Consider the following 26,127-nt stretch of genomic DNA (forward strand, 5'->3'; position numbering starts at 1 on the left):
CCCCTCACCGGGGCATTTTTCTACGAAAGGCCACCATGGCTCGCACTCCTACCGGCACCATTCACTCGGTTGCCACCGTCCTCGCAGCCGCCAAAACGGTTACGGGTATCACCAACGCCGCAGAGGCCACTGTCAGCGTCTTGGCGCATGGCTACGGCGTCGGCGACATCGTGCTGATCTTCAGCGGCTGGGGCCGCCTCAACGCGCGCGCCTTCAAGGTGAAGAGCGTCACCACCGATGCCTTTGTGCTGGCCAAGGCCAACACGAGCAACGTCGAACTGTTCAGCCCAGGCGGCGGCGCGGGCTCGGTGCAAAAGGTCACCACCTGGGTGGACCTGGACCGCACCATGAACCACAGCTCCAGCGGTGGCGACGCGAAGACGGTGAACGTGAAGTTCATCGAGTCCGACGTGGAAATTGTGCTGAACGACGGCTTCACGGCTGTGCAGCGCACTTTCGAAATGGACGCCGACATGATCGACACGCCGGCCTACGACGCGCTCAAGACTCTGAGCGACACCGACGCCTTCACGGTGGTGCGCCGCCGCGCCAAGTCCGGTGCTGTGTCGCTCGTGCCGGCCAAGGTTTCCTTCAACGAAGAAGAGACCCTGACCGAAGGCTCGGCCGTGACCGTCAAGGGCACGTTCAACGCCCAAAACATCAGCACGCGCTACGGCGCCTGATCCCCGGGCCTCGCGGCCCACAACCTGCACCGACGCATCCACGTTCGTTCCTTCGCAAGGGGACGGCGTGGGTGCGCACGGGCCTTTTCCACCCTTGCGAAGAAAGTCATCACCATGGCCGAAAAAGTCAAAGCTGTACCCGTCACCCGCATCAAGCGCCTTGCCGAAGGCCAGGTGCCATCGTTCACCATGCCGGTGGAGTTCAAGCGACTGGACGGCACGCCCGTGCAGGTGGATCTGCAGTGCAAGGCGCTGCGCAAAACCCATTGGTCGAAGCTGCGTGACGATGTGCAGCGCGCAGCCCTGCAGGCTGTGAAGGCCGAAACCCCGGCGCCAGCACCTGCGCCCGTGGTCGCCCCTGTGGTTGGCAAGGAGGACCAGCCGGCGGCAGATGCTGACCTGCTCGATACTGCCGCGCCGGCAGAGCCTGTCCCGGCCCCGACTCCAGCGCCATCTAGCCCGTACGATTTCATCGACCAGGCGATGGCCCGGATCAATGAAAAGGGGATGGAAGCCGGCGTGCGCAAGAACTTGGCCGACGATGCAGCGCTGATCCTCAAGTTCGCCACCGGCTGGGACCTGGAAGACGAGTTCACGGCAGACAGCCTGGTGGAGATGGAAGACCAGTTCTCGGGCTTCCTGGGCGCCGCGCTGAACGCCTACGACCGCGCGATCTACCACGGCCGCGTGGGAAACTGACGGCGGCGGCTCGGGCCCTGTACGAGCCGCCCATCACCGAGGCCGAGGCCAGGGCGGAAGAGTGGGAGCTGTCGGACTACGAGACCGAAGACCTCGAACTCTGGCCCGACAACGAGCAGGCCGTGATGCTCATGCAGCGGGTGGGCTACACGAAGTGGGAGCACGCCGGCATGTCCGGCACCCGCGTGGGCCTGCAGTGGGGCGTGATGTTCACCATGATGGACAAGCTGGGCCTGGACGACAAGGCTTGGCAGGACCTGCACGACGACCTGCAGGTGATGGAGGAATCGGCCCTGCTCACCATCCGGGAGTTCGAGCCCAAGCCCTCCAAGTCGTAAACGGCTCCACGTAGCAAGCACCTAACCCGCCTCGGCGGGTTTTTTCATTTCCAAGGCTCACGGCTCACCCCGTGGGCCTTTTGCATTTCAGGGGCGCTATGTCTGATGACCTGACGCAAGAGCTCAAGTTTGTGGCCGACCCCTCGGGGATCGAGGCCGGCGTGGAGCGGGGCAAGCGCTCCATCAAGAGCCTGGGCAAGACCGCCGAAGACGTGGGCAAAGAAGGCGGCGATAGCCTGGGCAAAGTGGGCAAGGGTGCCGAGCGCTCGGCCAAGGAGATCGAGCAGGCCACGCGCAACATGGAGGCCAACCTCCAACGCCAGATCGCCAAGTTCGAGGCTACGGGCCAGAGCGCGCGCCAGTACCAGGAAAGCCTGGCGCGCATGCGCGGCGCCAACCTAGCCAAGCTCAAGCCCCTGCTGGACCAGCTGGACGCAGCCAAGGCCAAATCCGACTCCGCTTCACGCTCCGCCGATGGGCTGGCCAAGAGCACCAACTCGCTCGGCACAGCCGCCAGCTTTGCGCGCGGCCACCTGGCGGCGATGGCGGGCAGCATCACCGCGGGCGCCATCCTGGGCTTCATCAAGAGCGTGAACGATGGTGTCGATGCCCTGAACGACATCAAGGACGCCACCGGTTCCACCATCGAGAACATCAGCGCCCTGGAAGACGTGGGCAAGCGCACGGGCGCATCGTTCGAGACCGTGGGCAGCATCCTAGTCAAGTTCAACGACGTGCTGTCGAAGGCCACGCCGAAGTCGGACATTGCCAACGCGCTAAAGGCCATCGGCCTGGAGGCCGAGGCGCTGAAGAAGCTGGACCCGGCAGAGGCGCTGCGCGTCACAGCCGTGGCCCTGTCCGGCTACGCCGACGACGCCAACAAGGCCCGCCTGATCCAGGACCTGTTCGGCAAGAGCGTGAAGGATGCCGCCCCGTTTCTGACCGACCTGGCAGAGAAGGGCGAATTGGTGGCCAAGGTCACCACGAAGCAAGCCGAAGAAGCGGAAAAATTCAACAAGGAACTGTTCGCGATGCAGGCCAACGCGGGCGACGCCGCGCGCGCGCTCACCGGTCCGCTGATCGAGGGCATCAACGCCACTGCCAAGGCTTTTCGTGAAGGTCGCGCCGCAGGTTTGGGCTTCTGGGAAATCGCATCGCAGCGCTACTGGAACAACGTGCGCGAGTTCTACGGCCAGCCGCAGGTATCGACGCAGGACGTTGTGGCGGGCAAAGCATCGGACAAGGCAGCAGCCGAGGCGCAGAAGCTGCAGGAGCTGCAGAACAAGCTGGTTGGCGTGCAGATGGCCGCCGACCGAGACCCAGGTAACGACCGGGCGCAGCGTCGCCTGGAGACCCTGAAAAAGCAGATCGAGGACACCAAGAAGGCAGCGGACGCGGCAGCCATCGCCGTCATCAATCTGATGAACCCGCCGGTGGAGTACGTGCCGCCCGAGCAGCCCAAGGAGTCCATCAAGCCGCCCAAGTCCGCAGCCGAAACCGCAGCTGAGTCAGCCGCCGCAAAGAAGGCGGCCGACGAGCGCAAGCGCGAACTGGAAGAGCGCCAGAAGTTGCTCGCCGAACTGTCGGGTCTGTCGGGTTCCTTCTTCAAGGAATGGGACACCCTGCAAAAGGCCTTCAAGGAAGGGGCCATCGGCGCCGAGGAGATGGACGTCAAGGTAGGGCAGCTGCTCGCCAAGCAGCCCTTCATGGTGGAGAGCGCGAAGAAAGAGGCCGAAGCCCTCAAGCAGCTGACGAAGGAGCGCCAGGACGCCGCCGACGCCCGCAACGCGGACTACGACGCGGGCGAAAAATTCCTGCAGCAGCAGCGCGACATGGCCAGCGAGGTGGTGAAGGGCATCGAGGAACGAGTCGCCGCGCTGGACCTGGAGGACGATGCCGCCGGCCTGGCCGCCGCTACGAACATCAGCCTGGCCGAGGCCCTGCTGCGCGTGCGCGCCGCCCGCCTGCAGGAGAAGCTGGACGGCCCGACCGGGGCCTATGAAGGGTCCGAGGACTACCTGCGCCGCAAGGCCGAGATCGACGCCCTGAACCGTGAGGCGGACGGGATCAACCGCGTCGACCGCAACGACAAGGCGCGGGACACCACGCGCAAGGCACAGGAGGATTTCAAGCGCTACATCGAAGACACCCAGCGCGGCCTCGGCGACGCCATCGAAACCGCGATCTTCGACGGCAGCAAAGCCGGCGGCGAAAAGATGCGAGAGGTGCTGCAAGAGGCACTGCTGCGCAAGCCGCTGCGGATGCTCATTGATGGGGTGATGAACCAGGTCACGGGCGGAGCGCTGCAGCTGCTGGGGATTGGCGGCGGGGGTGGCGTGGCGGGTGGCGGCGGTGGCGGCGGGCTGAGCAACCTCGCAAGCCTTGGCTCCAGCGCCTACCAGTTTTCCCAGGGCTCGGGCATGCTCTACAACGCCTATGGCGCCGCCAGCGCCTACATGGGCATTGGCAACAGTGCTGCCGCTGCGTACCTGTCGCACCCGCTGGCCGGCATCGTCACGAATGGCACGGTGTCGGGGGTGGCCACATCTACGGCTGGCACCACGCTTGGCGGGGGTGGTGCGGCAGGCGCAGGCGCTGGTGCGGGCTCATTGGCGGCCGGTGGCGTCGCCGCGCTGATCGCCCTCGCCGTGATCAACATCCTGGGCGGCATGCGCTCGGAGTCCATCGTCGGCTCCGGCTTTGCCGGCGTGCTTGGCGGTGCGAACAGCCTCACCCCGTGGGAAGAATGGCGCGAGGGGGGCACCCTGCTGGACGGGTCGAGTTTCTCCACGGGGAATCCGCTCGAAGTGCTCAAGGAACAGCAGCGCCGTCTGCAGGTCGAGCGCGATGCCGGCCGTGGTGAGACCAACTACGCCGTTTCGCTGCAGGCCACCGTGACCAGCCTGGAAGAGTCCACCAAGGGCCTCGCCACGCAGACGGAGGTGTTCAACCGCGAGGTACAGAAGGGCTACAAGGCCTACCGCAGCAACGTGGTGGACATGGCGAATTCGCTGGGCCTCGCTGGCGACAGCGTGGAGAATTTCGCCTACGAACTCGGCGCGCAAGACCTGAACCTCATGGGCCTCAAGCCCGAAGAGATCCAAGCCAAGATCGCCGAGACGTTCGGCAAGGCCGGCACCGAGATGGCCGAGCAGCTGCTGGGCAGCTGGAAAGAGGTGACCGAGACCATCGTCAACACCTGGTCCGACACCACCGACCCGCACAACGTCGCCTACACCACCGAGACCACCACCAGCACGCGCATGGAGTACCAGGCGAGCGTGTACGCCAAGGCCGGCGAGACGGCCATCCAGACGCTGGAACGGCTGTCCACCAGCTTCAACACGCTGAACGAAGCCTCGGACGCCCTGGGCTTCGGCATCCACCAGGGATCGCTGGCACTCGCAGACTTCGCGGACGACTTCATCGAGGCCTTCGGTGGGCTGGAGAAATTCAGCTCGACGACTTCTGCCTACATGCAGAACTACTACTCGGATGAGGAGCGCCGCCAGGCCCTGTTGCGCAGCGGAGCGCGCCAGGCGAACCGGCTGGGCCTCGACAACGTGACGGCCGAAACCCTGGAGCAACTGGGGCAGGACGGCATCAGAGCGTTTGTAACCGGCCTCACCGAGAGCGGAGCATCGGGCGACCAAATCCGCGACGCAATGGACCTGGCCAACTTCCTGGCACCAGCGTGGGCGAGCGTCGAGGCCCAGACCCCAGTGGTCCAAAACCTGACCACGGCAGTGGACGAGTTGACCCAGATGTACGAGAGCGCGATCAAGTCGCTCACCGGCGAACGCGACAGCCTGGCGGTCGAAAAACTCCGCGCCGAGGGCAAGGAAAAGGAGGCCGAAGCCCTGGAGCGCCAGCAGTACCTGGACAGCTTTGTGGACGAGAAGGGCCAAAAGCTCGACGCGACCCGGCTGAAAGAGATCGAGACCCTGTACGACGCCAACCGCGCAACCGAGAAGTACATCCAGGGCATCAAGGACGCGGCGCAGGCCCAACTGGACGCCCTGGACCGGCTGCGAGATCGAGCGACCGAAGCCATCGCGAACGACACCACCGCGACAGATGCGGCGTGGGCAGCCTACGAAGCCGCTGCCAACAAGGAGCGCGAGCGGCAGCAGAAGACCATCGAGGATGTGCGCGCGGTGTTCGAAGCCGCGCAGCAGGGAGCACGCGCCCTGTTCGGCGAGGTGGACGATGTGGCGAAGTTCCAAGGCCGCGAGGCTCGCGCCTTCATCGAGCAAGCCGTGGCCACGGCCCAGGCCGGCGGAGGGCTCCCGGATGCCAAGGAGCTGGCACAGGCAATCGAGGCGATCAACCGCGACTTTGCCCAGACCACGGGCAGCAAAGCCGATGCCGACTATGAGCGTCTTGTGGTGGCCAACCAGCTGCAGGACCTGGAGGAGGTGGGCGGGGACCAGCTCACCATTGAGGAGGCGCAGCTCAAGAAGCTGGACGACGACCTCGCCCAAGGGCGGGACATGATCAACGAGATGCGCGGCGTCCATACCGGCGTGAAGGATCTCCCCGGCGCGCTGGCCGCATTGATCGGTGCATACAACAAGGAAGCGCAGACCCGTGCCAACACGGCCGCGCAGGGCACGATCGGCAAGAACGGCGCCTACTTCGACAAGGCAAGCGGCACCGGAAAAACGAGCACTGGCGTGCTGTTCGACGCCTCAGACATGGCCGCGGCAGCAGCTGCGGCGATTGCGGCCAATCCGGGCGTAGGCACCTCCACCGCCATCTATGACGCGCTGGAGGGCAAGGGCTTCACCATGCCGCAGCTCAACGACATGTTCGGCATGCCACCGGGCACGCTTGAGAAAGAGGCCAAGGCGTTGGGCCTCCCCATCTTCCATGAAGGCACCGACTACGTGCCGCGCACCGGGTGGGCCCTGCTGCAGGAGGGCGAAGCTGTGATCCCTGCCAAGCACAACCCCTTCCCCACTGGCGAGCTGATGGGTGGCGGCCGGCTTGAGGGCCTGGTGTCCGAGCTGATCGCGCGCGTAAGCGCTGTCGAGTTCGCCGTGGACAAGGGCAACGGCTACGCCGGCACCACCGCGAGCGTCCTGGAAGGTGCGAAGCGCGGCAGCGCGCTGGCCATGGCGCCTTCCGTGTTCGCCACTGAAACCTGAGGAGGGACCATGTACTACATCGAGCGCATTCCGATGACGAATGCCACGTTCCTGGCGGGCTCCATCGCCGAGCCCGCCCCGGGTGAAACCGAGTGGGTCAGCGGGGCTGCCATCACCAAGGGGCAGGAGCGCATCCGTTCCGGCCTGCACCGGGTGTTCAAGGCGGCAGCCGACATTGCATCCAGCACGGTGCCGCCCGAAGAAGCGCCCACGGTGTGGCAGGACATGCGGCCCACCCGCCGGCACCTGCCGTTCGGGCCCAACATCAAGTCCAACGGCTTGCGGGTGTACCAGTCCATCGCGCTGACCAGCACCACGGAAAACCTTGAGTACCGGCTGGGGATGCGCTATGCCAACGCGATAGCGCTGTACGGCCTGCGCGGCGCGCGGTGGCGCGTGAAGGTCTTCGACAAGCCCGAGAGCAGCGGCGGCGTTCTGCAGGTGGAGCGTACCGACACCATCAAGGCGCCGGCCCTGGGGTATTGGGACTATGGGTTCGGCCAGCGCATCGAGCGCGACCGGATCCTGATCACCGGCCTGCCGATCTTCCCGAACGCCGAGATCCGCATCACGGTGGAGGGCACAGAGGACCAGATGCGCGCGCTGTCGCAATGCGAAGTCGGCAAGCTGCAGTTCCTGCCAGGCGACTGGGGCGGCGTGCTGGCAGGCCTGTCTCGCACGCCCCGCGTGATCTCCGAGAGCAAGCAGGAGACCGATGGAACCACGACCGTGGCCATCTACGGCAACACCTACGACATGCGCGGCACGGTGCTGCTCAAGGGCGTTCGGGAGGACGCGGCGCTGAGCCAACTGCGCGGCCTGCTGCTCAAGGGCGTGGCCTTCGCCCCGACCCTGGCCCAGGGGTTCAACCAGTCGCTGAACTTCGGCCTGCTCAAGTCGGCCCGCGTCACGCGCCCGGATGTGAAGCGCAGCGAGGTCGAAATCGAAATCGAGGGCCTGCCCACCTGAGGCCCCGGCACCCATCAACCACCACCAGCAAAAGCGATGTCAACACAAATACCAGTCCCCATTCCTGCAGGGCCGCCAGTGCCTGATGCGAACTCACCGGTGGCCAGCTTTGACCAGCAGTTCGAGGCCTCGCTGGCGTGGCAGAAAGACGTACTCGCACCAGGGGCCAATGCCCTGGCCGAGGCCACCTACGTGAACTCCACCGACGCAAAGAACAGCGCCGATACCGCCGCTGAAAGCGCAGAGGGTGCCGACTCTGCGCGCGACGAGGCAGTGGCCGCGGCCATCACCGCGCTCAACGCGCCCGGCACGCTGGCAACCAGCACCACCACCATGACCATCGCGCAGGGGGAGCCGTCCTTTCAGATTGAAGCCGGGAAGGATCTGCGCGCGGGCATGTTCGTGACCATCGGCGCGCCCGGTGGCCAGGTGATGTATGGGCGCATCCAGTTCTACGACAACGCCACCGGTGATATCGAGGTGTTTGTGACCTACACCGAGGGTGCGGGCACCTATTCGCAGTGGACCGTGGCCGTCAGCGGCCCACCGGCCCGCATCCCTCGCAACAAACTTTATTACTACGGAGGGGCCTGATATGCCTCAAGGAAAACTGTTCGGCTTTGACCTCGCGGCCGGCGCCACCACCACGCTCTACAACCCGGCCGGGGTCACCACCACCCTGACCCTCTCGCTGTGCAACCGCAGCGCTGGAGCAACCACTGTGCGCGTTGCGCTCGCTGTCACTGCTGCCCCTGCGGCTGGCGAGTGGATCGAGTACGACGTGTTCCTTCCACCCAGCGGCGTGTTGGAGCGCACGGCCATCGTGGTGGGGGCTGGTCAGTTCTTGGTTGCCCGCGCGAATGACGCCGGTGTGTCTGCTGTTGGCTTTGGCTTCGAGGAGTGAGCAATGGGACGTTCTATCAGCACCAATCTGGACAGCCTGGATCAGCCTGTCAGCGTGTTTGCGGGTGAGGCAATCGCGCAGGGCAACCTGGTCAAGATCACGCAGGGCGGGTACGTGCACAAGGTGCTTGAGGCCCAATCGCTGGCGGCGCAAAACAACTCCGCGCCTGCGCCCGTGACAAGCGCCAACATGACCACCAACTACGGGGACGCGACTTCCGGGGGCGCCAGCTTTCAAAACATTCTGGCCATGGCGAACGGTGGCTTTGCGCACGCATTCCCAGGCAATGGCAGCGCGGCAAGCACGGGCATGAACCTGGGCTTCTATTCGCCGCTGGCTGCTTTGGGGATGGTCACCGTGCTGGGCTCTGCCGCCACCAGCGGCTCGGCCAAGCTGGCCTTCGCTGGTGCCGACAACATCGCCGTTGCTTGGCAGGAGGCCAGCAACATCATGCTGGCCATCGTCAACCACACCACCGGGGCCATTGTTGCGGCGGCAGCGAATGTGGGCAACGCCACTACCAGCGCGATCAGCTGGGATCTGATCCGCCTGGCCTCGGGTGAGGTGGTGGTGGCCTATCCCAACGCCACGGACATGGTGTTCAAGCGGTACAGCGCATCGGGTGCGCTGCAGGGCGCGATGACGGTGGTGGAGGCTGCGGTAACGCCGTCGTGGGTTGTGCTGCTGCCGCTGGCTGCGGGCGGCTTCATCGTGCGCTATGCGCGCACTGCTGCCACCGCAGGCTTGCGCATGGCACGCTTCAATGCTGCGGGCGTGATGCAGGGGGCAGTGGTGCAGATCACCAGCGGGGCCAACTTGTACGAGGGCCCGCTGCAGTCGGCTGTTGTCGGCGCCATGCGCGGCAAGATCATCGAGCTGAGCAATGGCAACATCGTGACCAACCACCCATCGGTGCCCACGGTTGCCGCGTTCAAGCTGTACGACTCCAGCCTGAACTTGCTGGCCACGGTCAACATGGCCGCAGGCCTGAATTCCGGGTACGGTGAGCTTCCGCAGTTCGCCCCAAAGGCCGGTGGCGGCTTCTGGGCGACCCCCATGTCTCCCACGGTGGTCAATGAGTACACGAACACGGGCGTGCTGGTGCGATCCAGCGGCAACTCCACTGCACCTTTCGGCACCGCCCGAATCATTGACCGCCCGGGGAATGGGCCTCTGGTCATGTCGCACAACAACACGCCGGGGTCGGCGTCGTCCTGGACCCTGAACAGCCTCAAGCCTGACCTGTCGGCTTTGGAGGCCACGGGCACTTTGGTCTACAACAACGGCAGCAACGGCTACCAGTCTCACTGGACAGAAATGCTGACGACTGGCTACAGCATCAGCATCACGCAGGGCACGTCCCAGACCTTTGGCACGCTGAACCTGATGGCCAACACCGCCATGTCCGTGCTCGGCGTTGCCACACAGGCAGCAGCGGCAGGAGCCGCCGTCAAGGTGGCCACCGCAGGCAAGTTCACCATGACGCAGAACCTCACGTCGCCGGCATTCGACCGCCGCGCTGCGACGCCACCGGGGACCAAGGGCGCCACGTTCGGCAACTCGGCCGTGCTCAGCGGCATCAACGGATAAGGCGGTGCGAGATGTCTTGGAACCTGAAGACTGAGGCCGGGAACGTGGTGTGGAGCGGCACAGAGCCCTGCGCCTACAGCGCTGAACAGCGCGGTTGGGTCAGTGGGGGTGTCGCCTTCCCTGACCCCGGTCGCGCCCTGGTGCTGGATGACTGGCCAGCCGCAGTCGGCCTGCTGGTGGCCGAGATCGATGCCGACGTGGACGAGATCTACGGCCTGGCCATCGGCAACCGACAGGCCGAGTATGAGGAGGCCGAGCGCCAAGCCAAGGCCTATACGGAAGCGGGCTACACCGGCCCCGTGCCTCCCATGGTGCAGTGCTGGGCCGATCCCAAGGGCTGGACCGCAGAGGAGGCCGCCGACGAGATCCTGCAGCAGGCCGCGATCTGGCGCGGTGCCCAGCAGGCCATTCGCGCGCAGCGCCTGGCGCTCAAGGAACAGGCCCGTGCAGCGGAGTCGCCGGCCGCCCTGGCCGCTGTGCGCGCCGGGTGGTCCGGCGTCGTCGCCGTCGTGCGCGCCCAGCTCGGCGTGGGGGCAGGCTGATGCGCGCCGCCTTTTACAAGGGCACGCGCCCCGGCCTGCAGGGCCTGTATAGCCGCCTGGTGCGGTGGGTGGACCGCGGCCCCTACAGCCATTGCGAACTCGTCTTCAGCGACGGCATGAGCGGCAGCGCTTCATGGGTCGATGGCGGGGTGCGCCTGAAGGACATCAGCTACGACCCGGCCCGCTGGGACTTCATCGAGATCCCCGAGCACCTGGAGCCCTCGGCGCGCGCCTGGTTCGAGCAGCACAAGGGCGAAGGCTACGACCTGCTGGGCAACCTGCGGTTCGTGTTCTGGATGGTCCGCGAGTCGGCCAAGGACTGGTTCTGCAATGAGGCACAGCTGGCCGCCCTGGGCTTCCGGGAGGCATGGCGACATGGGCCCAACGGCACCGCCTCGCTACTGCTCAGCATCTACCCCCAACCCGCTCAGGCGGGTTTTTTTACGCCCGAAAGCGAGGACGCATGAAAGACCAAACCGTAGAGCAGCTTGGCGCCGCCGGCAGCAAGACCATCATGACCGGCGTGGGGCTGACCAGCTTCAGCTGGATCACCTCAAACGAATTCCTGGGGCTGCTGGGCGCGACCGTGGCCGTCGCCGGCCTGGTCATCACCTGGTACTACAAGCGCGAGAGCAACGCGCGGCAGGTGGCAGAGCACCAGCTGCGCATGGCCCGGCTGCGCAAGGGCATGGACAGCGACACCGACCTGGGCACGCTGGGGGCCGACGATGACTGACCGCGCCCGCTTCATCACAGTAGCCGGCGGCGCCCTGATCGCCGCATCGGCCGCCGTCTTCGGCATCCTGAGCACCTGGGAGCCCGACAAGCGCGACCCGGGCCTGGTGTACGCGGACAACCTGGCCAACGGCCTGCCCACTGTCTGCAAGGGCATCACGCGCCATGTGACCACCACGCCCGTGGTGGTGGGCGAGCGCTGGAGCCCAGCGAAGTGCGCGCAGGAGGAGGGCGCCGCCATCGAGGCGCTGCAGCTGCGCCTGGCCCGGTGCTTCACACGCACGCCGCCGCAAAGCGTGTTCGACATGGCGACCTCGCACGCCTGGAACAACGGGGCAGGCAACACCTGCGCCAGCCAGGCCATGGTCGCCTGGAACGCGGGCGACTGGGCCCTGGGCTGCCGGCGCTTGAGCGTGTCCGATGGCGGCAGCCTGGTGTGGAGCTATGTCCGCACGGGCCGCACGCTGCCCGATGGCAAGCCCGAGATGCGCTTCGTTCAGGGGCTGGCCAACCGGCGCGCTGCTGAGACCACCAACTGCCTGGAGGGCCTGCCGAAATGAGCCTCGAAATCCTGATCATTGCCGGCGCGCTGCACATCACGGCACCGGCCACGCCCGCGCCCGAGCAGTACCTGGCCACAGCCTACGCGCTGCCGGGCCAGCAGCTGCAATGGCGCGGGCGCGATAACTGGGTGGCGCCCCACCTCTGTTTCGAGCGCTGCGGCACCCTGGCGGGCCAGCCGAACGTGCTGCTGGCCGGCGGGCTGAGTCTGCAGGATGCGGCGGACGTGCAGCTGACCGTGTGGCGCCTCGATGCCGGCCGCTGGGTGCAGGTGATGCACTGCGCGCAGTTCTTCGGTGGGCCGTACTGTGGCCGCTGGGGCAACCCATGAACGCGGGCGCCGTCATCCTTCTGCTGAGCCTGGCCGCGAATGCCGCCCTGGGCTGGGCCTACCTGGGCCAGCGCGACGATCTGGCCAAGGCCACCGAGCAGCGCGACACCGCGCGCGGCGACGCTCTGGCCTGCAGCGATGCAACCGAGGCGCTGCGCGAGCTGGCCGCCAAGCGCGCCGCCGCCGCCGCGCCGGCCCGCGCCGCCGCCGCCACGGTCGCACGCACGCACCAGCAGCGCGCCGATTACACGCTGAGCCTGCAGCCGAGCAAGCCAGCCGACCTGTGCGCCAGCATGCAGGCTATGGGCGACGACTGGCTGCAGGGGAGGGCGCGACCATGAGGGCCGCCGTCCTGCTGCTGGGCGTACTGGCGCTGGTGGGCTGCGCGAGCCCCGCGCCCGCCGGCCGAACGCTGGTGCCCGTGCCGGTGGAGTGCCGCGAACCCGTGCCCGACCGGCCCGCAATGCCGACCGAGCTGCTGCTGCCTGGGGCCCACCCTTGGGTGCTGCTGCGCGCGGCGCTGGCCGAGATCGACCGGCGCGAGGGCTACGAGGTGCAGCTACGCGCGGCGATGGGGGCATGCACGGCGCCGGTAAATCCGTTGTAGAGCTCCGACGCTTCGGGTGCTACATTCGGCCACATTTGACCGAAGAGGGAACCATGAAACGTCTGCTGCTTTCGCTCGCGCTGTGCGCCCCCATGCTGGCATCCGCCGCCACCATCAGCCTGTCATGCATCGGCCCGGTCTCCGACGATTGCCCCATGGCGGCGGACGTGACTCTTGACCGAGAGGCGCTGTACATCGAATTCAGCGTGCCGAAGGCTGGCGGGGGCTTCGAGCTCGGCACACTGGGCTGGTGCGGCGTGGGCAGCCAAGACTGGGGCCCCGGCAAGGAGTGCTACCAGCAGGGCACTTACCGCGTGCTCAATGGTGAACTGACCAAGCGGCAGCTGGGTCAGAACCATGTGTACTTCAAGACGCGCAAGGTACTGGCGGGATGCGGTTACCCGCTCGGCGTACCGCAGTGCAATTGAGAGGCTGACCCTCAGGCCTTCGCCACATGGCGCCCGGCCTGAATGTCGGCGCGCAGCAGGTCATTCACCCGGGTTTGCCAGCCCGAGCCCGTGGCCTTCAGCGCCTCGATCACGTCGGGGTCAAACCGGATGTTCGTCGGCACCTTGGCGTTTGCCTTCACCGAGCCCTTCGGCCGCCCGCCCTTGTTCTTCGCGGCGTTCGCTGCCGCGATGCTCTCAGGGGTGTGCACAGCAGCGAACTTGCCCGCCGCCAGCTCGGCCAGCGACTCGCGCAGGCCCGGGATTGCTTGGCCAGCATCGGCCTCGGCGGCCTGGGCCATGGCCTCCAGGTCCGCCCCCTGGAGGTCCTTGTAGCTCTTGATCGTCATGGTCATTTCCTTTTCACTTCCTTGGGCAGGATGTTTGCCCGTTCTGCCTTCGTGTACACCGCCAGCAGGGCCAGCTCACCGGCTTCGAGGAAGGTGATGTAGATCACCCGGGCGCCGCCGCGCTTGCCCTTGCCTGCCACCGTCCAACGCACCTTGCGCATGCCGTTGCCGCCTTGGATCACATCGCCAGCCGTGGGGTTTGCAGCGATGTAGCTGATGAACTCCAGGCGTTCGTCTTCGCTCCACACGGAGGCGACTTGCTTCTGAAAAGGGGCGGTTTCGATTACGGTGAGCATGGGTTTATTGTATCCACAAATTACCCATGCGCAAGCATCTTTTGCGTATCTACAAAAAATAGTTCACTGATCCTTTATCCAGTGGTGCACAATCTGGCCATGACCTGGGACCAGATCACAATTGCCCTGTTCGGCGCCCTCGCGGCCTGGCTGTCGCAGACCCGTACCGACCGCCTGCGCCGGTGGGCCTGCATCTTCGGCATGCTGGGTCAGCCGGGATGGTTCTATGCCGCGTGGACGGCTCAGCAGTGGGGCATCCTGGTGCTGTGCGTTATTTACTGCGGCGCGTGGATGCATGGGATTTGGATCCACTGGATTCGGCCCGCGCCGGCCACGATGCCTTCCGATTCCGGCCTGGGCACTATTCAGATTATTCCCCGCAAATAACGGCGCTATGATGTGCGGGCCAGGGGCTCCCTCCTGGCACCTCCCTCCTAATTGCCCGCCTCGTGCGGGCTTTTTTCATTGGGGTGTGCGGTTGGCGGCCTACCTTGTTGCATGATGCGCGCACAAGAACTATTTGGGGGATGCGTATGCCACTGGACTATTTGCGCGAACTAGCCGGCGGCCCATTCCCGCTTGAGGTGACAGCCCAAACCGATATCCACAAGGTGGCCGTGCTCGTGGCCGCTGGGATGGTCATCGCCGACGTGCCCGAGGTTGGCCAGCCAGGTATGGCCGTGGTGCGCGAACTGACGGGGTTAGGCCGCGCAACCGTCAAAGTCAAAGTGCCCATCGAGAAAGCGTGACATTCACCCGGCAACTCAATTCGGTGGCAGTGCCTCCAGCCGGATGCGCGCAACGTCGAGTGCCAGTCGCAGCTCACCAGCACGGTGGGGGTCAGGTAGCCCTCCGCGCATGATCCTGTGGATCTCGGATTGCTGTTCTTCCAGTGCCCCCGCCCAAAGGGCAAGAGCCTCGGATCTGCTGCGGATTTGGGCGTAGGGGGTCATGGCTCATAGTGGCACGGTTGGGCGGCCCTCGGCGTAGTCCACGCGCGCGACTTGCGGGAGCCTGCACAATGGCGCCATGCTGCTGTCCGTGCACATCATCAAGGTCGAGCCTGGCCACTACCGCACCCACGTCATGGAAGGCCGGGAAGAGCTGGGCACCTTCGACACCATCAGCATCAGCGCGGCCATCCGCGAGGCCGCCAGCCATGCGCTGCCCGACCTGTCTGGCTACCACGTCTGGTATGAGCATGTTTGCGCGGGCACCTGCACGCCCAGCAATATGCGGATCGATCCCGAGGGTCTGGCCCAGCGGCTGATGGCGTTGCACGGTCAGTTCAAGAGCTGAGCGAGAATGATTTTTTTGGGGGGCTTCCATGGCAAAGCAATCCGCGATTTACTCATTCACCCGGGACGAACGTGTGCCGGGCGTGTGGCAAAACCGGGCATCCACGGATGCCGTTGGAGTAGTGCTCAATTGGGCAGCCAGCCCAGGGCGCACCTACCAGACCATGCTTGATCAAGATGATTGCTTCGTTGCGTTCCTGAGCTGGGATGATGCCGGCACGCAGGAAGCGGCGGACGACCTGGACGCCCGCCTTTCCAAAAAGGGACTGAAGCGCGAGGGCATCACCGAGCTGCAGGTTGACAAGCTCCGGGCGGAGTGAACCCCACACCAATATCCTCACCAATTCGAGCATGTTCCAGCATGCCAGAGCCGGCCAGAAGGTGGCGCGCTCCCTGCTGGGGCATGCTGGGATATGCTGGCTCAGAGGTTCGAATCCCTCCGTTTCCGCCAAACATGAACCCCAAGTGATTTTTGATCGCTTGGGGTTTTTTGTTGAGCGGGCGCCAGGAGTACGTAGCAAGGCCCGAACAAGGCGTTCGACAGGTCGGAATTGGCCAGAAATGGCGAGGTGGTTTGATGGGTATCGACCCCGCTGCCGATCCGCCAGGCGCGGATGCAGGGGAAGGCCCCCTACCGAAACAGCGCAAACCAGAGCAGCGGCCCCACGATCAGTGCGCTGGCACCGCTGAGGACGGCTTCGGTTTTGGGGCTGAAGCGCCCCGATGTCTGCGCGACTTGCTGAACCAGCCAGCCCACACCGCTGCTCAATGCAAGCAGGTAGGCCAGGTTCAGCGCGCCGGCAAGGCCCACGGTGCCCGGTGGCGGGTCCATTGCGGCAAAGGCAATGGGAGGGACAAGACAACAACAGATGGCAACCACGATCCAACGCATGGTTTCCTCCTTCCGGATGGCGATTCATTGTGCGATGCGGGCAGGTTTTCGGCCATCACCGATTTGGGGGAGGGTGGGCCGCGCGCCCGCACGCCCGGAGCAAGTTGGTACATTTCGCCGTGGCTTTGGACCGGTTCTTCGGCCCGTCGATGGGGCCGGCCGCGACCAGATGGCGCACGCAGAGGAAAAAAGAGGGAATGTTGAAAAACAAGTTCATGCGCTGGCTCCTGTTGCTACCGGCCGCATTCGCCGCCGCCTTCGTGGCGCAGCGCCTGACCAAGCTCATCAGCGCCTGGCAGATGGGCCACGGCATGCTCGGCACGCTGCTCATCGAGCTGGGGTCCGGCGCCATGCTGGGGGCGGTGTTCGTGTTGGCCGGGGTGGCGATGGCGCCTTCGCACCGCCGGCAGGTGGCGATGGCGCTGTTCACCATCGTGGCCATCGTCTTCGGGATCACGGTGTTCACGGCGCTCCTGTTCGAGGGGGAGCTGTGGGTCTACGCGAACGGGGCGGCCATGCTGGTGGGTGCGCTGGTGGTGGCGTACCCCCGGATTTCGGCCTCCGGCGCATCGCGCAGGGTGTAAGAGCGCCCATGCGGTCCCCAGCCTGGGCTGCAAGAAAATGCTTGCCAGCCGGGGCCAGGAGGAGCAATGTAGTGGAATTGAAGATCTCCCCCAGGTCAGCGCAGGGCCAACAAGTCAAAAAAATGGGCGGTGCCGATTGCCAGTGAAGGCTGGCGGGGAGGGGTCGGGGCAAATCACGCTGTAGGCCGGCGCTTGCCGGCAGGTTCCGCGCATGCGCGCCCACGAGGGGGAGTACTTCGCCATGAATTTCCTGCAAAGCCTGAGCATCAAGGCGCGTCTGGCCATTGGCTACGCCGTCCTCGCCTGTGCCCTCATCCTGGTGGCCGTCATGGGCATACGCGGGCAGTCGCTCACCCAGCAGAACCTGGAGGTCCAGGTCAACCATCTGGGGGCGATCAAGGGCCTGGGCAACAGCGTGCTCGATGCCGCCAACGCCAGGGCCGTGTCGGCGCGCAACCTGGTGATCGCCAGTTCCAAGCCCGATGCAGATGCCGAGCTCAAGCGGATCGGCACGGCCCATGAAGCCGTGGGCAAGGGGCTCAAGAACCTGGAAGAGGCGCTGAAGACAGCACCGCCCGAAGCGGCCGCGCCGCTGCAAAAGCTGCTGGCCCAGGTCAAGGAAACCGAGGCGGCCTATGGCCCCATTGCCCTGGAGATCACCCGCCTGGCGAGCGGCGGCGATAAGGACACGGCGATCCAGAAAATCAACGCCGAATGCCGGCCGCTGCTGACTCGGCTGGTGGGCAACCTCGACGCCTTTCTGGCAGAGACCGACGCGATCAGCCAGCGCGCCATCGAGCGTTCGGTGCGCCAGTTCGAATCCCTGCGCATGCAGCTCATCGTGCTGAGCGTGGTTGTGGTCCTCTTTGCGGTGGTGGTCGGCTACCTGACCACGCGCTCCATCGTCGGGCCGCTGGGCGAGGCCGGCGCTGCGACCCAGGAGTTTGCCCAGGGCAACCTGGCGCGTCCGCTGGTGGCCCGTGGCAACGACGAGATCGCCTCGCTCGTCGCCGCCATGGAGGACATGCGCCAGAGCCTTTCGGGCCTGGTGGCCGGCGTGCGCGAGGGGTCGATGAGCGTGTCCACCGCCAGCTCCGAGATCGCCCAGGGCAACCAGAACCTGTCCACCCGCACCGAGCAGCAGGCCAGCGCCCTGCAGCAGACGGCCGCTTCGATGGAGCAACTGGGCTCCACCGTCAGGCAGAACGCGGACAACGCGGTCAACGCCAACCGGCTGGCCCACTCCGCCTCCACCATCGCCCAGCAGGGCGGGGAGGTGGTGGCGCAGGTGGTGGAGACCATGAAAGGCATCAACGACTCCAGTCGCAAGATCAACGACATCATCAGTGTGATCGACGGCATCGCCTTCCAGACCAACATCCTGGCCCTGAATGCCGCTGTCGAGGCCGCGCGCGCGGGCGACCAGGGCCGTGGCTTTGCGGTGGTGGCCGGCGAGGTGCGCACCCTGGCCCAGCGCAGCGCCCAGGCGGCCAAGGAAATCAAGCAGCTCATCACCGAAAGCGTGGGCCGTGTGGAGCACGGCACGGCCCTGGTGGACAAGGCCGGCACCACCATGGGCGAGGTGGTGGCCAGCATCGGCAGCGTGACCCGCCTCATGGGCGAGATCAGCGCCGCGAGCTCGGAGCAGAGCTCGGGTGTGTCACAGGTCGGTGAGGCCGTGACGTTGATGGACCAGGCCACGCAGCAGAATGCGGCCCTGGTGGAAGAGATGGCGGCCGCCGCATCGAGCCTGCGCACGCAGGCCGACGACCTGGTGAAGTCGGTCTCGGTGTTCAAGATCGGCGGCAGCGGGCAACTGCTGCTGCACTGAACCAGCCCCCTGGTACCCCAAACGGCACCGGCTGGCCAGGCCCGTGCCGGGTCGCACCGCGCCGACGTCTGGCAAGTCGGCCTGCAACAGGTTCACACAGCTTTTCTGCGCGCCTTACGGTTCAATGGTGCAGGGTTGCCGGGTGTCCGTGCGGCCTGCACGGGCGGCCTGCATGAGCGGCCTTGTGCGCCCTTGTCCCGCCACGGCCTCTTTGCAGGAACCTGAATGATCAAAGCCATGCTCATCGGCGACTCGGTGCTCTACGGCGCGCAAGGCGAAGGCCTGAACCGCCCGGGAGGGCGTCTTGCCATCCCGCCGCAGCAGACGCTGAATGCTGCGCAGGCGGTCTACGACTTCTGCTACGACCATTCCAAGCCCGGCGCCAGCTTCACGCTGCTGCTCTCGAACGACCCCGCCGAGCGCATGCTGGCCGGGCTGCCCGGCGGCATTGCCCTGGCCGACCTGCTGGCCGCCACCGATGCGGGTGCCGTGCTGTTCAACCTGGGCGGCAACGACCCGGCAGACCCGGTCGCCCTGCCCGCCCAAGTCAGGCGGGTGGCGTCCATCTGCACGCTCGCCAGCAAGGCCTTCGGCTTCGTGGGCGTGGTCGATGTGAACACCACCTCCTCGTACGCCTACGAGCCCGTGGGCACGAGCTACTGGGATTCGGGCTACCTGGCCAGGGTGTCAGGCGTTGCGGCGGTGGCCGAACTGCTGCGCCAGACATGCGCCTACCAGAAGTACCCGTACGTGGACATCCGCAATGGCGTGCCCATCACCGACCGCTGGGATGGCATCACCGGCGATGTTGCGCACCCCAGCCAGGCCTACAGCATCCAGATATTCACCCACGTTGCGCGCACCATTGCGGGAATCTGATGCCGCGCGCTCCTGGCTCAGCCGCCCGCGCCATGCATCTCCTGCAGGCGGCGCTTCTCGGCGTCGCTCATGCCGAGGTATTCGCCCTGGACCTGTTCGCGGGTCTTGGCCGGTGCCGTCTTGGGCAGTGGCAGCGCCATGCCGCGCGATAGCAGGGCCAGGGTGCCGTCCTTGCGGGCGGCCTCGACCTCGCCGCGCACCTCGCTGCGCTGGCGGCCGCTGGCCTGCTGGTGGTCGGGGTGCTGGGTGTAGCCGATTTCTCCGCCGGCCGCGTGGTACACGGTCGATGCATGTGCGGGGGCAGCGATGGCCAGGGCGGCCAGCGACAGGAAGAGGGCGTTGCGTGCGGTGGTCATGGTCATGGGTTGGGTCCTTTCGGTGGGTTGCTTGGGTGGATGGATGGCCTCACTGTAGAAAGCCTGCACCGTCCAAACCCCCACGCGCAGATGACGAATTTGTAATCCGCCCACAGGCCCGGTTCTTCGACAATCCGGGCATGAAAATCCTGCTCATCGAGGACGAGGTCAAGCTTGCGCAGTACCTGCGCAAGGGGCTCACCGAGGCCGGCCACGTGGTTGATGTGGCGCACGACGGCGTCGATGGCCTGCACCTGGCGCTGGAAGGCGACTACGCGGTGCTGGTGCTCGACGTGATGCTGCCCGGCATCGACGGCCTGAGCCTGCTGGCCGCATTGCGCAAGACGCGCCAGACCCCCGTGCTCATGCTCACCGCCCGCGTTGGCGTGGACGACCGCGTGCGCGGCCTGCAAACCGGGGCGGACGACTACCTGGTCAAGCCCTTCGCCTTTTCGGAGCTGGTGGCGCGCATCGAGGCCATCACGCGGCGTGGCCCGGCCGGCGTGCCGGCAGGCCAGCCCCAGGCCCTGCTGCAGCTGGCCGACCTGGAGCTCGACCTGCTGCGCCGCAAGGCCACGCGCGCTGGCCAGCGGCTGGACCTGACGGCGCAGGAGTTCCTGCTGCTCACGCTGTTCCTGCGCCGCCAGGGCGAGGTGCTGTCGCGCACCGAGATCGCCTCCCAAGTCTGGGACATGAACTTCGACAGCGAGACGAATGTGGTCGAGGTCGCCGTGCGCAGGCTGCGCAGCAAGATGGACGTGCCGTTCCCTGCGCCCCTGTTGCACACCATCCGCGGCATGGGCTATGTGCTGGAGGAGCGCGCGCCATGAAGGTCGGCGCGCTGCCACTGCTGCCGCCGCGCTCGCTGCGCAGCCGGCTGTCGTGGTGGCTGGCGGTGCAGAGCCTGGCCGGGCTGGGCGCCGTGTGCCTGGTGGTCTACCTGGTCACGGCCGCGGGTTTCGGGGCACGGCAGGACGACGCGCTGCGGCAGAAGGAGGGAATTCTGCGGCACCTGCTGGCCAGCGAAGAGGCACACCCCGGCGCCACGGCCCAGGGCCGCCATGCGCTGGACGACTTCCTGGCAGGGCACGAGAACTTCCGCCTGCAGGTCACCACCGCCGATGGACACCGGATATACCCCAGCGCTTTGGACGCGGCCCCGTTCGCCGCTGCGCGCGAACTGCGCTTCGAGGTGGCACGCGCATCCGACGCCCCGCTGCAGGTGCTGCTGCGCATCGATGTGCAGCCCGACCAGGCGCTGCTGAACCGCCTGGCCATCACGCTCGCACTGGCTGCGCTGGCCGGCACCGTGGTGGTGTCGCTCGGCGGTTTCGTGCTGGTGCATCTGGGCCTGGCACCCGTGCGCCAGATGGCCGCTCAGACGCGCCAGCTCTCCGCCACCACGCTGCACCAGAGGCTCGACGGCACGGGCCAGCCCGCAGAATTGCGGCCGCTGGTCGAACAGTTCAATGCGCTCCTGGGCCGGCTGGAAAAGGCCTATGCGCAGATGGAGGGCTTCAACGCCGATGTGGCGCACGAGCTGTGTACGCCACTGGCCACGCTGCTGGCCAGCAACGAACTGGCCCTGCGCAAGCGGGGCAGGGACCGCAGCCCGCAAGGCGGGGGCGAAGTGGCCGAAGTGCTGTCGTCCAACCTCGAAGAGCTGCACCGCCTGACCGGTATCGTGAGCGACATGCTGTTCCTTTCGCAAGCCGATCGGGGCGCTCCTGCGCGCCGCGTGCCGGTGGCCAGCCTGGCTGCCGTGGCCGCGCAGGTGGCCGACTACCACGAGGCCGCGCTGCAGGATGCGGGGCTCACGCTGCAGGTCGTGGGCGATGCGGCCGGCGACTTCGACGTGCCGCTGCTGCACCGCGCCCTGTCCAACCTGATCGGCAATGCCACGCGCTACGCGGCTGCTGGCAGCGCGGTGCGGGTGTGCATCACGCCCCTGCCTGGCGGTGGTGTGCAACTGGTGGTGGAAAACACCGGCCCCGATGTGCATCCCCAGGTGCTGGCGCGGCTGTTCGACCGTTTCTTCCGGGCTGACGCTGCGCGCAGCCACGGCCCAACGAACCATGGTCTGGGCCTGGCCATCACGGATGCCATCGCGCGCATGCATGGTGGGCGCACCGTGGCGACCTCGGCAGGGGGCATCACGCGCATCGGGCTGGAACTGGCGCAGCGCTGAGGCTCACTCGTCGATCGACGCGCTCCAGCGGCTGCCCCAGTCGGGTGCGCTCACGCGCTCGATGTTGCGCCGGTCACGCTTGGTGGGGCGGCCTTCCTGCAGGGTGGCGGCGGGTTCGGGCGCCAGGCGGCGCTGCTCGGCTGCGGCCTCGCGCGCGGCAATGCTCTCGGCGGTTTCTTCGTACAGCAACTGCGCCACAGGCGCAGGGCCGCGCATGCCGCTCAGGGCGCGCACGGTCACGGTGCGGGCCACGGGGCCCTGGCGCAGGGCCACGGTGTCGCCGGGGCGCACGTCGCGCGCGGGCTTGGCGGCCTGGCCGTTGACGGTGACGCGGCCCTTGCCGATCTCTTCGGTGGACAGGCCGCGGGTCTTGTAAAAGCGGGCGCACCAGAGCCACTTGTCCAGGCGCATCGTCTCGGTGGGGGTCATGGGGGGGATTGTGCCGCGTCCGGCATGCCCATGCCCTGGGCCAGGGGTAGCCGCACCACGGCGTCCAGGCCCAGCACGCGGCCGGCCTGGGTGCGGTTGGTCAGCGATATCGTGCCGCCGAGCGCCTGCACTATCTCCTGGCAGATGGCCAGGCCCAGGCCGCTGCCGGTGCGCACGTCACCGGCCGAGAACGGCTGGAACAGGCGCAGCGCCAGCTCGTCGTCGATGCCGGGGCCGTGGTCGCTCACGGTCAGGGCTGCGTGGCGGCCATCGGTGCGCAGTTCCACCGACAGCTCGCTGCCTGGCGGGGCGTGGCGCACGGCGTTGTGCAGCAGGTTGCGGGTGAGCTCGCGCAGCATCCATTCGTGCGCCTGGATGGGCGCGGCGTCGGTGTGGATGCCGAAGTCCAGGTCGCGCTGGGCGATCAGGGGCGAGATGTCGAGCGCCACGCCACGCAGGATCTCGTCGAAGCGCGCCACGGGCGGTGCGCTTTGCTGGCGCAGCTGTTCCACCTTGGCCAGCGCCAGCATCTGGTTGGCCAGCTGGGTCGCGCGGTCCACGGTGTCGCGGATCTCGTGCAGCGCCTGCTCGGCCGGCATGTCGCCGCGCAGGGCCGACTGCACCTGGGTCTTGAGCACCGCCAGCGGCGTGCGCAACTGGTGCGAGGCATCGCGCACGAAGCGCTTCTGGTGGCGCAGCAGGTGGCGCAGGCGCTGCAGGAACGCGTTGGTGCCCTCGATCAGGGGCTGCAGCTCGCGCGGCGCAGCGGGCGCGGTGATGGGGCTCAGGTCGCCTTCCTGGCGGGCCTGCAGCTCCTGGCTGAGCTGGCGCACGGGCTGGGTGGCGCGCTGCACCACCAGCACCACGGTGATGCCGATCACGGCAATCAGCAGGGCCTGGCGCAGCAGGGTGTTGCGCAGGTTCTGCAGCGCCAGCGTTTCGCGCACCTCCAGCGTCTCGGCGACCTGGATCACGGCCATGCCGCGCCCGTTGGAGCTGGCCACCGGCTGCAGCAGCACGGCCACGCGCACCGGCATGCCGCGGAAGGTGTCGTCGTAGAAGTCCACCAGCGCCGCATAGGGCGGGCGCGCGGGGATGGTCCCGTTCCACCGCGGCAGTTCGTCAAAGCCCGAGATCAGGTCGCCCTGCAGGTTGGAGACGCGGTAGTACATGCGGCTCTTGTTGTCCGCCTCGAAGGCCTCCAGCGCCGAGTAGGGCACGATGGCGCGCAGCTGTGCGCCATCGTCGTAGCCCGTCACGTCCAGCTGCTCGCTGATGCTCTTGGCCGATGCCAGCAGCGTGCGGTCGTAGGCGGTGGTCAGCGAGGCCAGGGTCTGCTGGTAGCCGCTGGCGGTGTTGTAGGTGATGAACACCACCACCGGCAGCAGAATGCCCAGCAGCAGCCGGCGGCGCAGCGAGTGGGACTGCGGCGCTGGCGGCTGGCGCGGGGTGCCCGGGGGCTTCGTCACTTCAGGCATCCGTGCGCAGCAGGTAGCCCAGGCCGCGCAGCGTCATCAGCGTCAGGCCCGTGCCGGTGAGCTTCTTGCGCAGACGGTACACCACGACCTCGATGGCCTCGTACTGCACGTCGAGCTGGCCCGGGAACACCAGCTCGTACAGCCGCTCCTTGGTCACCGCGTGGCCGGGCTGGGCCAGCAGGGCGTGCATCAGCGCCAGCTCGCGCGGGGTGAACTCCATCACCTCGCCGTTCAGGTAGATGGCGCCGCTGTTGGTGTCGTAGCGGATGGCACCGATCTGCTGCACGCTGGGCGGCAGGGCGTTGCTGGCCACCGGGTCGGCGCTGCGGCGCACCAGGGCACGCAGGCGGGCTTCGAGCTCGTCGAGGTCGAAGGGCTTGGGCAGGTAGTCATCGGCCCCCGAGTTCAGGCCCATGATGCGGTCGCCCACCGTGCCGCGCGCGGTGAGGATGATCACCGGCGTGCGCAGCCCGCGCGTGCGCGCCTGCTGCAGCACCTGCAGGCCGTCCAGGCCGGGCAGCGTGAGGTCCAGCACCACCGCATCGGGCGGCTGCGCGGCCCACTGCGCCAGCGCGGCACGGCCATCGCCCACGGGCGTCACCTCCATGCCGCGGCGGCTCAGCGCCCGGTGCAGCGTGGCCTGCATGGTGGGGTCGTCTTCGACAAGAAGCAATTTCATGCGCGGGACCATATCACTCTACAAGGGGGTCCGTGCAGGAACCCTTCGGGCAAACCTCGCGGCCGCTGGTGGTGCGGATCGGGATGGGACGCAAGGCGTCTTCTCGCCGCCAATAGCTGGGCTATTGGCAAGAGAAGCAACGCAGCGGACCGCCCGAGTCCGTGCCGCCAGCGGTCGCAGGGATTTGCTCGGAGGGTTCCTGTGGCCGCCCCGCCGCACCGGGGTGCGTCCCCCTTCAGGGGGAAGGCGCGAAGCGACACAGGGGGTTTTCCCTTACTTTGTGGACAGCCGTTTGACAGGCAGGGCGCGCATCATCGACAGGTTCACCAATCATTCAAGGAGACAACGATGCGTCGCGATACCTTCCTCAAGTCCCTGGCCGCCATGGCGGCAGCCGGCGCCTTGCCGCTGACCGCCCAGGCCGCTGCAGCCATCAAGATGATGATCCCCGCCAACCCCGGCGGTGGCTGGGACACCACGGGCCGTGCCCTGGGCAAGGCCATGCAGGATGCAGGCGTGGCCAGTTCGGTCACCTATGACAACAAGGGCGGCGCAGCCGGCGCCATCGGCCTGGCGCAGTTCGCCAACGCCAGCAAGGGCGACCCCAATGCGCTCATGACCATGGGCGCCGTGATGCTGGGCGGCATCATCACCGGCAAGCCGCCGGTGGGCCTGGACAAGGTGACGCCCCTGGTGCGCCTGAGCAGCGAGTACAACGTGTTCGTGCTGCCTGCCAACTCCCCCTTCAAGACCATGAAGGACGTGGTCGACCAGCTCAAGAAGGACCCTGGCAGCGTGAAGTGGGGCGGTGGTTCGCGCGGATCCACCGAGCACATCGCGGCCGCCATGATCGCCCGCGAAGTGGGCGTGGATCCGGCCAAGATCAACTACGTGGCCTTCCGTGGGGGCGGTGAGGCCACCGCCGCCATCCTGGGCGGCAACGTCACCGTGGGCGGCAGCGGCTACAGCGAGTTTGCCGAGTACATCAACGCCGGCAAGATGCGCGCCGTGGGCGTGACCTCGGCCACGCGCCTGAAGGGCGTGAGCGTGCCCACGCTCAAGGAGCAGGGCATCAACGTCGAGATCGGCAACTGGCGCGGCGTGTACGGCGCGGCCGGCATCACCGCCGAGCAGCGCAAGAACCTGGTCGAGGCGCTGTCCAAGACCTACAAGCACAAGTCCTGGCAGGACGCGATGGAGAAGAACGGCTGGACGCCTGCATGGCTGGCCGGCGACGAGTTCTCCAACTTCGTGGATGCCGAGTTCGCCAGCCTGCGCGCCACGATGGTCAAGTCCGGCATGATCTGACGCC

At 66.8% G+C, this 26,127-nt stretch carries 33 protein-coding genes; 26 read left to right on the forward strand and 7 right to left on the reverse strand.

Going from position 1 to position 26,127, the window contains the following annotated elements; translation table 11 throughout:
* Nucleotides 1-35: 35 nt before the first annotated feature.
* From U5N23_RS11450 to U5N23_RS11525, 16 genes are all read left to right on the forward strand, one after another.
* Complete coding sequence (locus U5N23_RS11450; protein ID WP_322592932.1) at nucleotides 36-683, forward strand: phage tail tube protein; 648 nt, start codon at nucleotides 36-38, stop codon at nucleotides 681-683.
* Between the two features lie 114 nt (nucleotides 684-797).
* Complete coding sequence (locus tag U5N23_RS11455; protein ID WP_322592933.1) at nucleotides 798-1,382, forward strand: phage tail assembly chaperone; 585 nt, start codon at nucleotides 798-800, stop codon at nucleotides 1,380-1,382.
* Nucleotides 1,383-1,450: 68 nt separating this feature from the next.
* Entirely contained in the window at nucleotides 1,451-1,720 is a 270-nt protein-coding gene (locus U5N23_RS11460) for a DUF1799 domain-containing protein (RefSeq protein WP_322593224.1), read from the forward strand.
* Between the two features lie 98 nt (nucleotides 1,721-1,818).
* Nucleotides 1,819-6,870, forward strand: a complete 5,052-nt coding sequence (locus U5N23_RS11465; protein ID WP_322592934.1) for a hypothetical protein — start codon at nucleotides 1,819-1,821, stop codon at nucleotides 6,868-6,870.
* A 9-nt stretch (nucleotides 6,871-6,879) separates the two neighbouring features.
* A complete protein-coding gene (locus tag U5N23_RS11470; protein WP_322592935.1) occupies nucleotides 6,880-7,839 on the forward strand; it encodes a hypothetical protein in 960 nt (319 codons plus the stop codon).
* A 78-nt stretch (nucleotides 7,840-7,917) separates the two neighbouring features.
* Nucleotides 7,918-8,433 (forward strand): hypothetical protein, encoded by a 516-nt coding sequence (locus U5N23_RS11475; protein ID WP_322592936.1) that lies wholly within the window; start codon nucleotides 7,918-7,920, stop codon nucleotides 8,431-8,433.
* A 1-nt stretch (nucleotide 8,434) separates the two neighbouring features.
* Nucleotides 8,435-8,743, forward strand: a complete 309-nt coding sequence (locus U5N23_RS11480) for a hypothetical protein (RefSeq protein WP_322592937.1) — start codon at nucleotides 8,435-8,437, stop codon at nucleotides 8,741-8,743.
* 3 nt (nucleotides 8,744-8,746) lie between these two features.
* Nucleotides 8,747-10,333, forward strand: a complete 1,587-nt coding sequence (locus tag U5N23_RS11485; protein ID WP_322592938.1) for a hypothetical protein — start codon at nucleotides 8,747-8,749, stop codon at nucleotides 10,331-10,333.
* A gap of 11 nt (nucleotides 10,334-10,344) precedes the next feature.
* Nucleotides 10,345-10,875, forward strand: coding sequence for a hypothetical protein (locus U5N23_RS11490; RefSeq protein ID WP_322592939.1), 531 nt, complete (start codon nucleotides 10,345-10,347; stop codon nucleotides 10,873-10,875).
* Complete coding sequence (locus U5N23_RS11495; protein ID WP_322592940.1) at nucleotides 10,875-11,342, forward strand: hypothetical protein; 468 nt, start codon at nucleotides 10,875-10,877, stop codon at nucleotides 11,340-11,342. Before U5N23_RS11490 ends, U5N23_RS11495 begins: the two co-directional genes overlap by 1 nt.
* Nucleotides 11,339-11,611, forward strand: coding sequence for a holin (locus U5N23_RS11500; protein WP_322592941.1), 273 nt, complete (start codon nucleotides 11,339-11,341; stop codon nucleotides 11,609-11,611). Before U5N23_RS11495 ends, U5N23_RS11500 begins: the two co-directional genes overlap by 4 nt.
* Nucleotides 11,604-12,170: a lysozyme gene (locus tag U5N23_RS11505; RefSeq protein ID WP_322592942.1), complete on the forward strand. Its 567-nt coding sequence runs from the start codon at nucleotides 11,604-11,606 to the stop codon at nucleotides 12,168-12,170. The genes U5N23_RS11500 and U5N23_RS11505 overlap by 8 nt, the downstream gene beginning before the upstream one ends.
* Nucleotides 12,167-12,502 (forward strand): hypothetical protein, encoded by a 336-nt coding sequence (locus U5N23_RS11510; RefSeq protein WP_322592943.1) that lies wholly within the window; start codon nucleotides 12,167-12,169, stop codon nucleotides 12,500-12,502. The genes U5N23_RS11505 and U5N23_RS11510 overlap by 4 nt, the downstream gene beginning before the upstream one ends.
* On the forward strand, nucleotides 12,499-12,843 hold the full coding sequence (locus tag U5N23_RS11515) for a hypothetical protein (protein ID WP_322592944.1): 345 nt from the start codon (nucleotides 12,499-12,501) through the stop codon (nucleotides 12,841-12,843). Before U5N23_RS11510 ends, U5N23_RS11515 begins: the two co-directional genes overlap by 4 nt.
* A complete protein-coding gene (locus tag U5N23_RS11520) occupies nucleotides 12,840-13,109 on the forward strand; it encodes a hypothetical protein (protein ID WP_322592945.1) in 270 nt (89 codons plus the stop codon). The genes U5N23_RS11515 and U5N23_RS11520 overlap by 4 nt, the downstream gene beginning before the upstream one ends.
* A 53-nt stretch (nucleotides 13,110-13,162) precedes the next feature.
* Nucleotides 13,163-13,537 carry a hypothetical protein gene (locus U5N23_RS11525; protein WP_322592946.1) on the forward strand — a complete coding sequence of 125 codons (375 nt, stop codon included), beginning with the start codon at nucleotides 13,163-13,165 and terminating at the stop codon, nucleotides 13,535-13,537.
* A gap of 11 nt (nucleotides 13,538-13,548) precedes the next feature.
* Here U5N23_RS11525 and U5N23_RS11530 read toward each other — a convergent pair whose 3' ends face one another.
* Nucleotides 13,549-13,905, reverse strand: a complete 357-nt coding sequence (locus tag U5N23_RS11530) for a BrnA antitoxin family protein (RefSeq protein WP_322592947.1) — start codon at nucleotides 13,903-13,905, stop codon at nucleotides 13,549-13,551.
* 2 nt (nucleotides 13,906-13,907) lie between these two features.
* Nucleotides 13,908-14,201, reverse strand: a complete 294-nt coding sequence (locus U5N23_RS11535; protein ID WP_322592948.1) for a DNA-binding protein — start codon at nucleotides 14,199-14,201, stop codon at nucleotides 13,908-13,910.
* A 99-nt stretch (nucleotides 14,202-14,300) separates the two neighbouring features.
* Between U5N23_RS11535 and U5N23_RS11540 the strand changes: the two genes are divergently transcribed.
* From U5N23_RS11540 to U5N23_RS11555, 4 genes are all read left to right on the forward strand, one after another.
* A complete protein-coding gene (locus U5N23_RS11540) occupies nucleotides 14,301-14,588 on the forward strand; it encodes a hypothetical protein (RefSeq protein ID WP_322592949.1) in 288 nt (95 codons plus the stop codon).
* 146 nt (nucleotides 14,589-14,734) lie between these two features.
* Complete coding sequence (locus tag U5N23_RS11545) at nucleotides 14,735-14,950, forward strand: hypothetical protein (RefSeq protein ID WP_322592950.1); 216 nt, start codon at nucleotides 14,735-14,737, stop codon at nucleotides 14,948-14,950.
* A gap of 280 nt (nucleotides 14,951-15,230) precedes the next feature.
* Nucleotides 15,231-15,500, forward strand: coding sequence for a hypothetical protein (locus tag U5N23_RS11550; protein WP_322592951.1), 270 nt, complete (start codon nucleotides 15,231-15,233; stop codon nucleotides 15,498-15,500).
* 28 nt (nucleotides 15,501-15,528) lie between these two features.
* Nucleotides 15,529-15,819 carry a hypothetical protein gene (locus U5N23_RS11555; protein ID WP_322592952.1) on the forward strand — a complete coding sequence of 97 codons (291 nt, stop codon included), beginning with the start codon at nucleotides 15,529-15,531 and terminating at the stop codon, nucleotides 15,817-15,819.
* A 311-nt stretch (nucleotides 15,820-16,130) separates the two neighbouring features.
* On the opposite strand, the gene U5N23_RS11560 is transcribed toward U5N23_RS11555, so the two are convergent.
* A complete protein-coding gene (locus tag U5N23_RS11560; protein WP_322592953.1) occupies nucleotides 16,131-16,391 on the reverse strand; it encodes a hypothetical protein in 261 nt (86 codons plus the stop codon).
* A 197-nt stretch (nucleotides 16,392-16,588) separates the two neighbouring features.
* Between U5N23_RS11560 and U5N23_RS11565 the strand changes: the two genes are divergently transcribed.
* The 3 genes from U5N23_RS11565 (at nucleotide 16,589) to U5N23_RS11575 (ending at nucleotide 19,685) form a co-directional block, all read left to right on the forward strand.
* Nucleotides 16,589-16,975 (forward strand): hypothetical protein, encoded by a 387-nt coding sequence (locus U5N23_RS11565; protein WP_322592954.1) that lies wholly within the window; start codon nucleotides 16,589-16,591, stop codon nucleotides 16,973-16,975.
* A gap of 241 nt (nucleotides 16,976-17,216) precedes the next feature.
* A complete protein-coding gene (locus U5N23_RS11570) occupies nucleotides 17,217-18,806 on the forward strand; it encodes a methyl-accepting chemotaxis protein (protein WP_322592955.1) in 1,590 nt (529 codons plus the stop codon).
* A 225-nt stretch (nucleotides 18,807-19,031) separates the two neighbouring features.
* Complete coding sequence (locus U5N23_RS11575; RefSeq protein ID WP_322592956.1) at nucleotides 19,032-19,685, forward strand: SGNH/GDSL hydrolase family protein; 654 nt, start codon at nucleotides 19,032-19,034, stop codon at nucleotides 19,683-19,685.
* A 17-nt stretch (nucleotides 19,686-19,702) separates the two neighbouring features.
* Here the strand turns inward: U5N23_RS11575 and U5N23_RS11580 are convergent, their stop codons facing one another.
* Entirely contained in the window at nucleotides 19,703-20,047 is a 345-nt protein-coding gene (locus U5N23_RS11580; RefSeq protein ID WP_322592957.1) for a DUF4148 domain-containing protein, read from the reverse strand.
* A gap of 134 nt (nucleotides 20,048-20,181) precedes the next feature.
* On the opposite strand from U5N23_RS11580, the gene U5N23_RS11585 reads away from it, so the two are divergent.
* Nucleotides 20,182-20,871, forward strand: coding sequence for a heavy metal response regulator transcription factor (locus tag U5N23_RS11585; RefSeq protein ID WP_322592958.1), 690 nt, complete (start codon nucleotides 20,182-20,184; stop codon nucleotides 20,869-20,871).
* The gene (locus U5N23_RS11590; RefSeq protein WP_322592959.1) at nucleotides 20,868-22,229 is read left to right on the forward strand and encodes a heavy metal sensor histidine kinase; all 1,362 of its coding nucleotides are present in this window, start codon (nucleotides 20,868-20,870) and stop codon (nucleotides 22,227-22,229) included. Before U5N23_RS11585 ends, U5N23_RS11590 begins: the two co-directional genes overlap by 4 nt.
* 3 nt (nucleotides 22,230-22,232) lie before the next feature.
* On the opposite strand, the gene U5N23_RS11595 is transcribed toward U5N23_RS11590, so the two are convergent.
* Genes U5N23_RS11595 through U5N23_RS11605 form a run of 3 tightly spaced genes read right to left on the reverse strand, consistent with a single transcriptional unit; the run spans nucleotide 22,233 to nucleotide 24,827 of the window.
* The gene (locus U5N23_RS11595; RefSeq protein ID WP_322592960.1) at nucleotides 22,233-22,658 is read right to left on the reverse strand and encodes an RNA-binding S4 domain-containing protein; all 426 of its coding nucleotides are present in this window, start codon (nucleotides 22,656-22,658) and stop codon (nucleotides 22,233-22,235) included.
* Nucleotides 22,655-24,136, reverse strand: coding sequence for a sensor histidine kinase (locus tag U5N23_RS11600; RefSeq protein ID WP_416208596.1), 1,482 nt, complete (start codon nucleotides 24,134-24,136; stop codon nucleotides 22,655-22,657). The genes U5N23_RS11595 and U5N23_RS11600 overlap by 4 nt, the downstream gene beginning before the upstream one ends.
* A complete protein-coding gene (locus tag U5N23_RS11605; protein ID WP_322592962.1) occupies nucleotides 24,129-24,827 on the reverse strand; it encodes a response regulator transcription factor in 699 nt (232 codons plus the stop codon). Before U5N23_RS11605 ends, U5N23_RS11600 begins: the two co-directional genes overlap by 8 nt.
* Before the next feature lie 336 nt (nucleotides 24,828-25,163).
* Between U5N23_RS11605 and U5N23_RS11610 the strand changes: the two genes are divergently transcribed.
* On the forward strand, nucleotides 25,164-26,123 hold the full coding sequence (locus U5N23_RS11610; RefSeq protein ID WP_322592963.1) for a Bug family tripartite tricarboxylate transporter substrate binding protein: 960 nt from the start codon (nucleotides 25,164-25,166) through the stop codon (nucleotides 26,121-26,123).
* The last annotated feature ends 4 nt before the right edge of the window (nucleotides 26,124-26,127 follow it).

This window comes from Acidovorax sp. (genome assembly GCF_034519795.1).
In the GTDB taxonomy this organism is placed as follows: Bacteria; Pseudomonadota; Gammaproteobacteria; order Burkholderiales; family Burkholderiaceae_C; genus Acidovorax.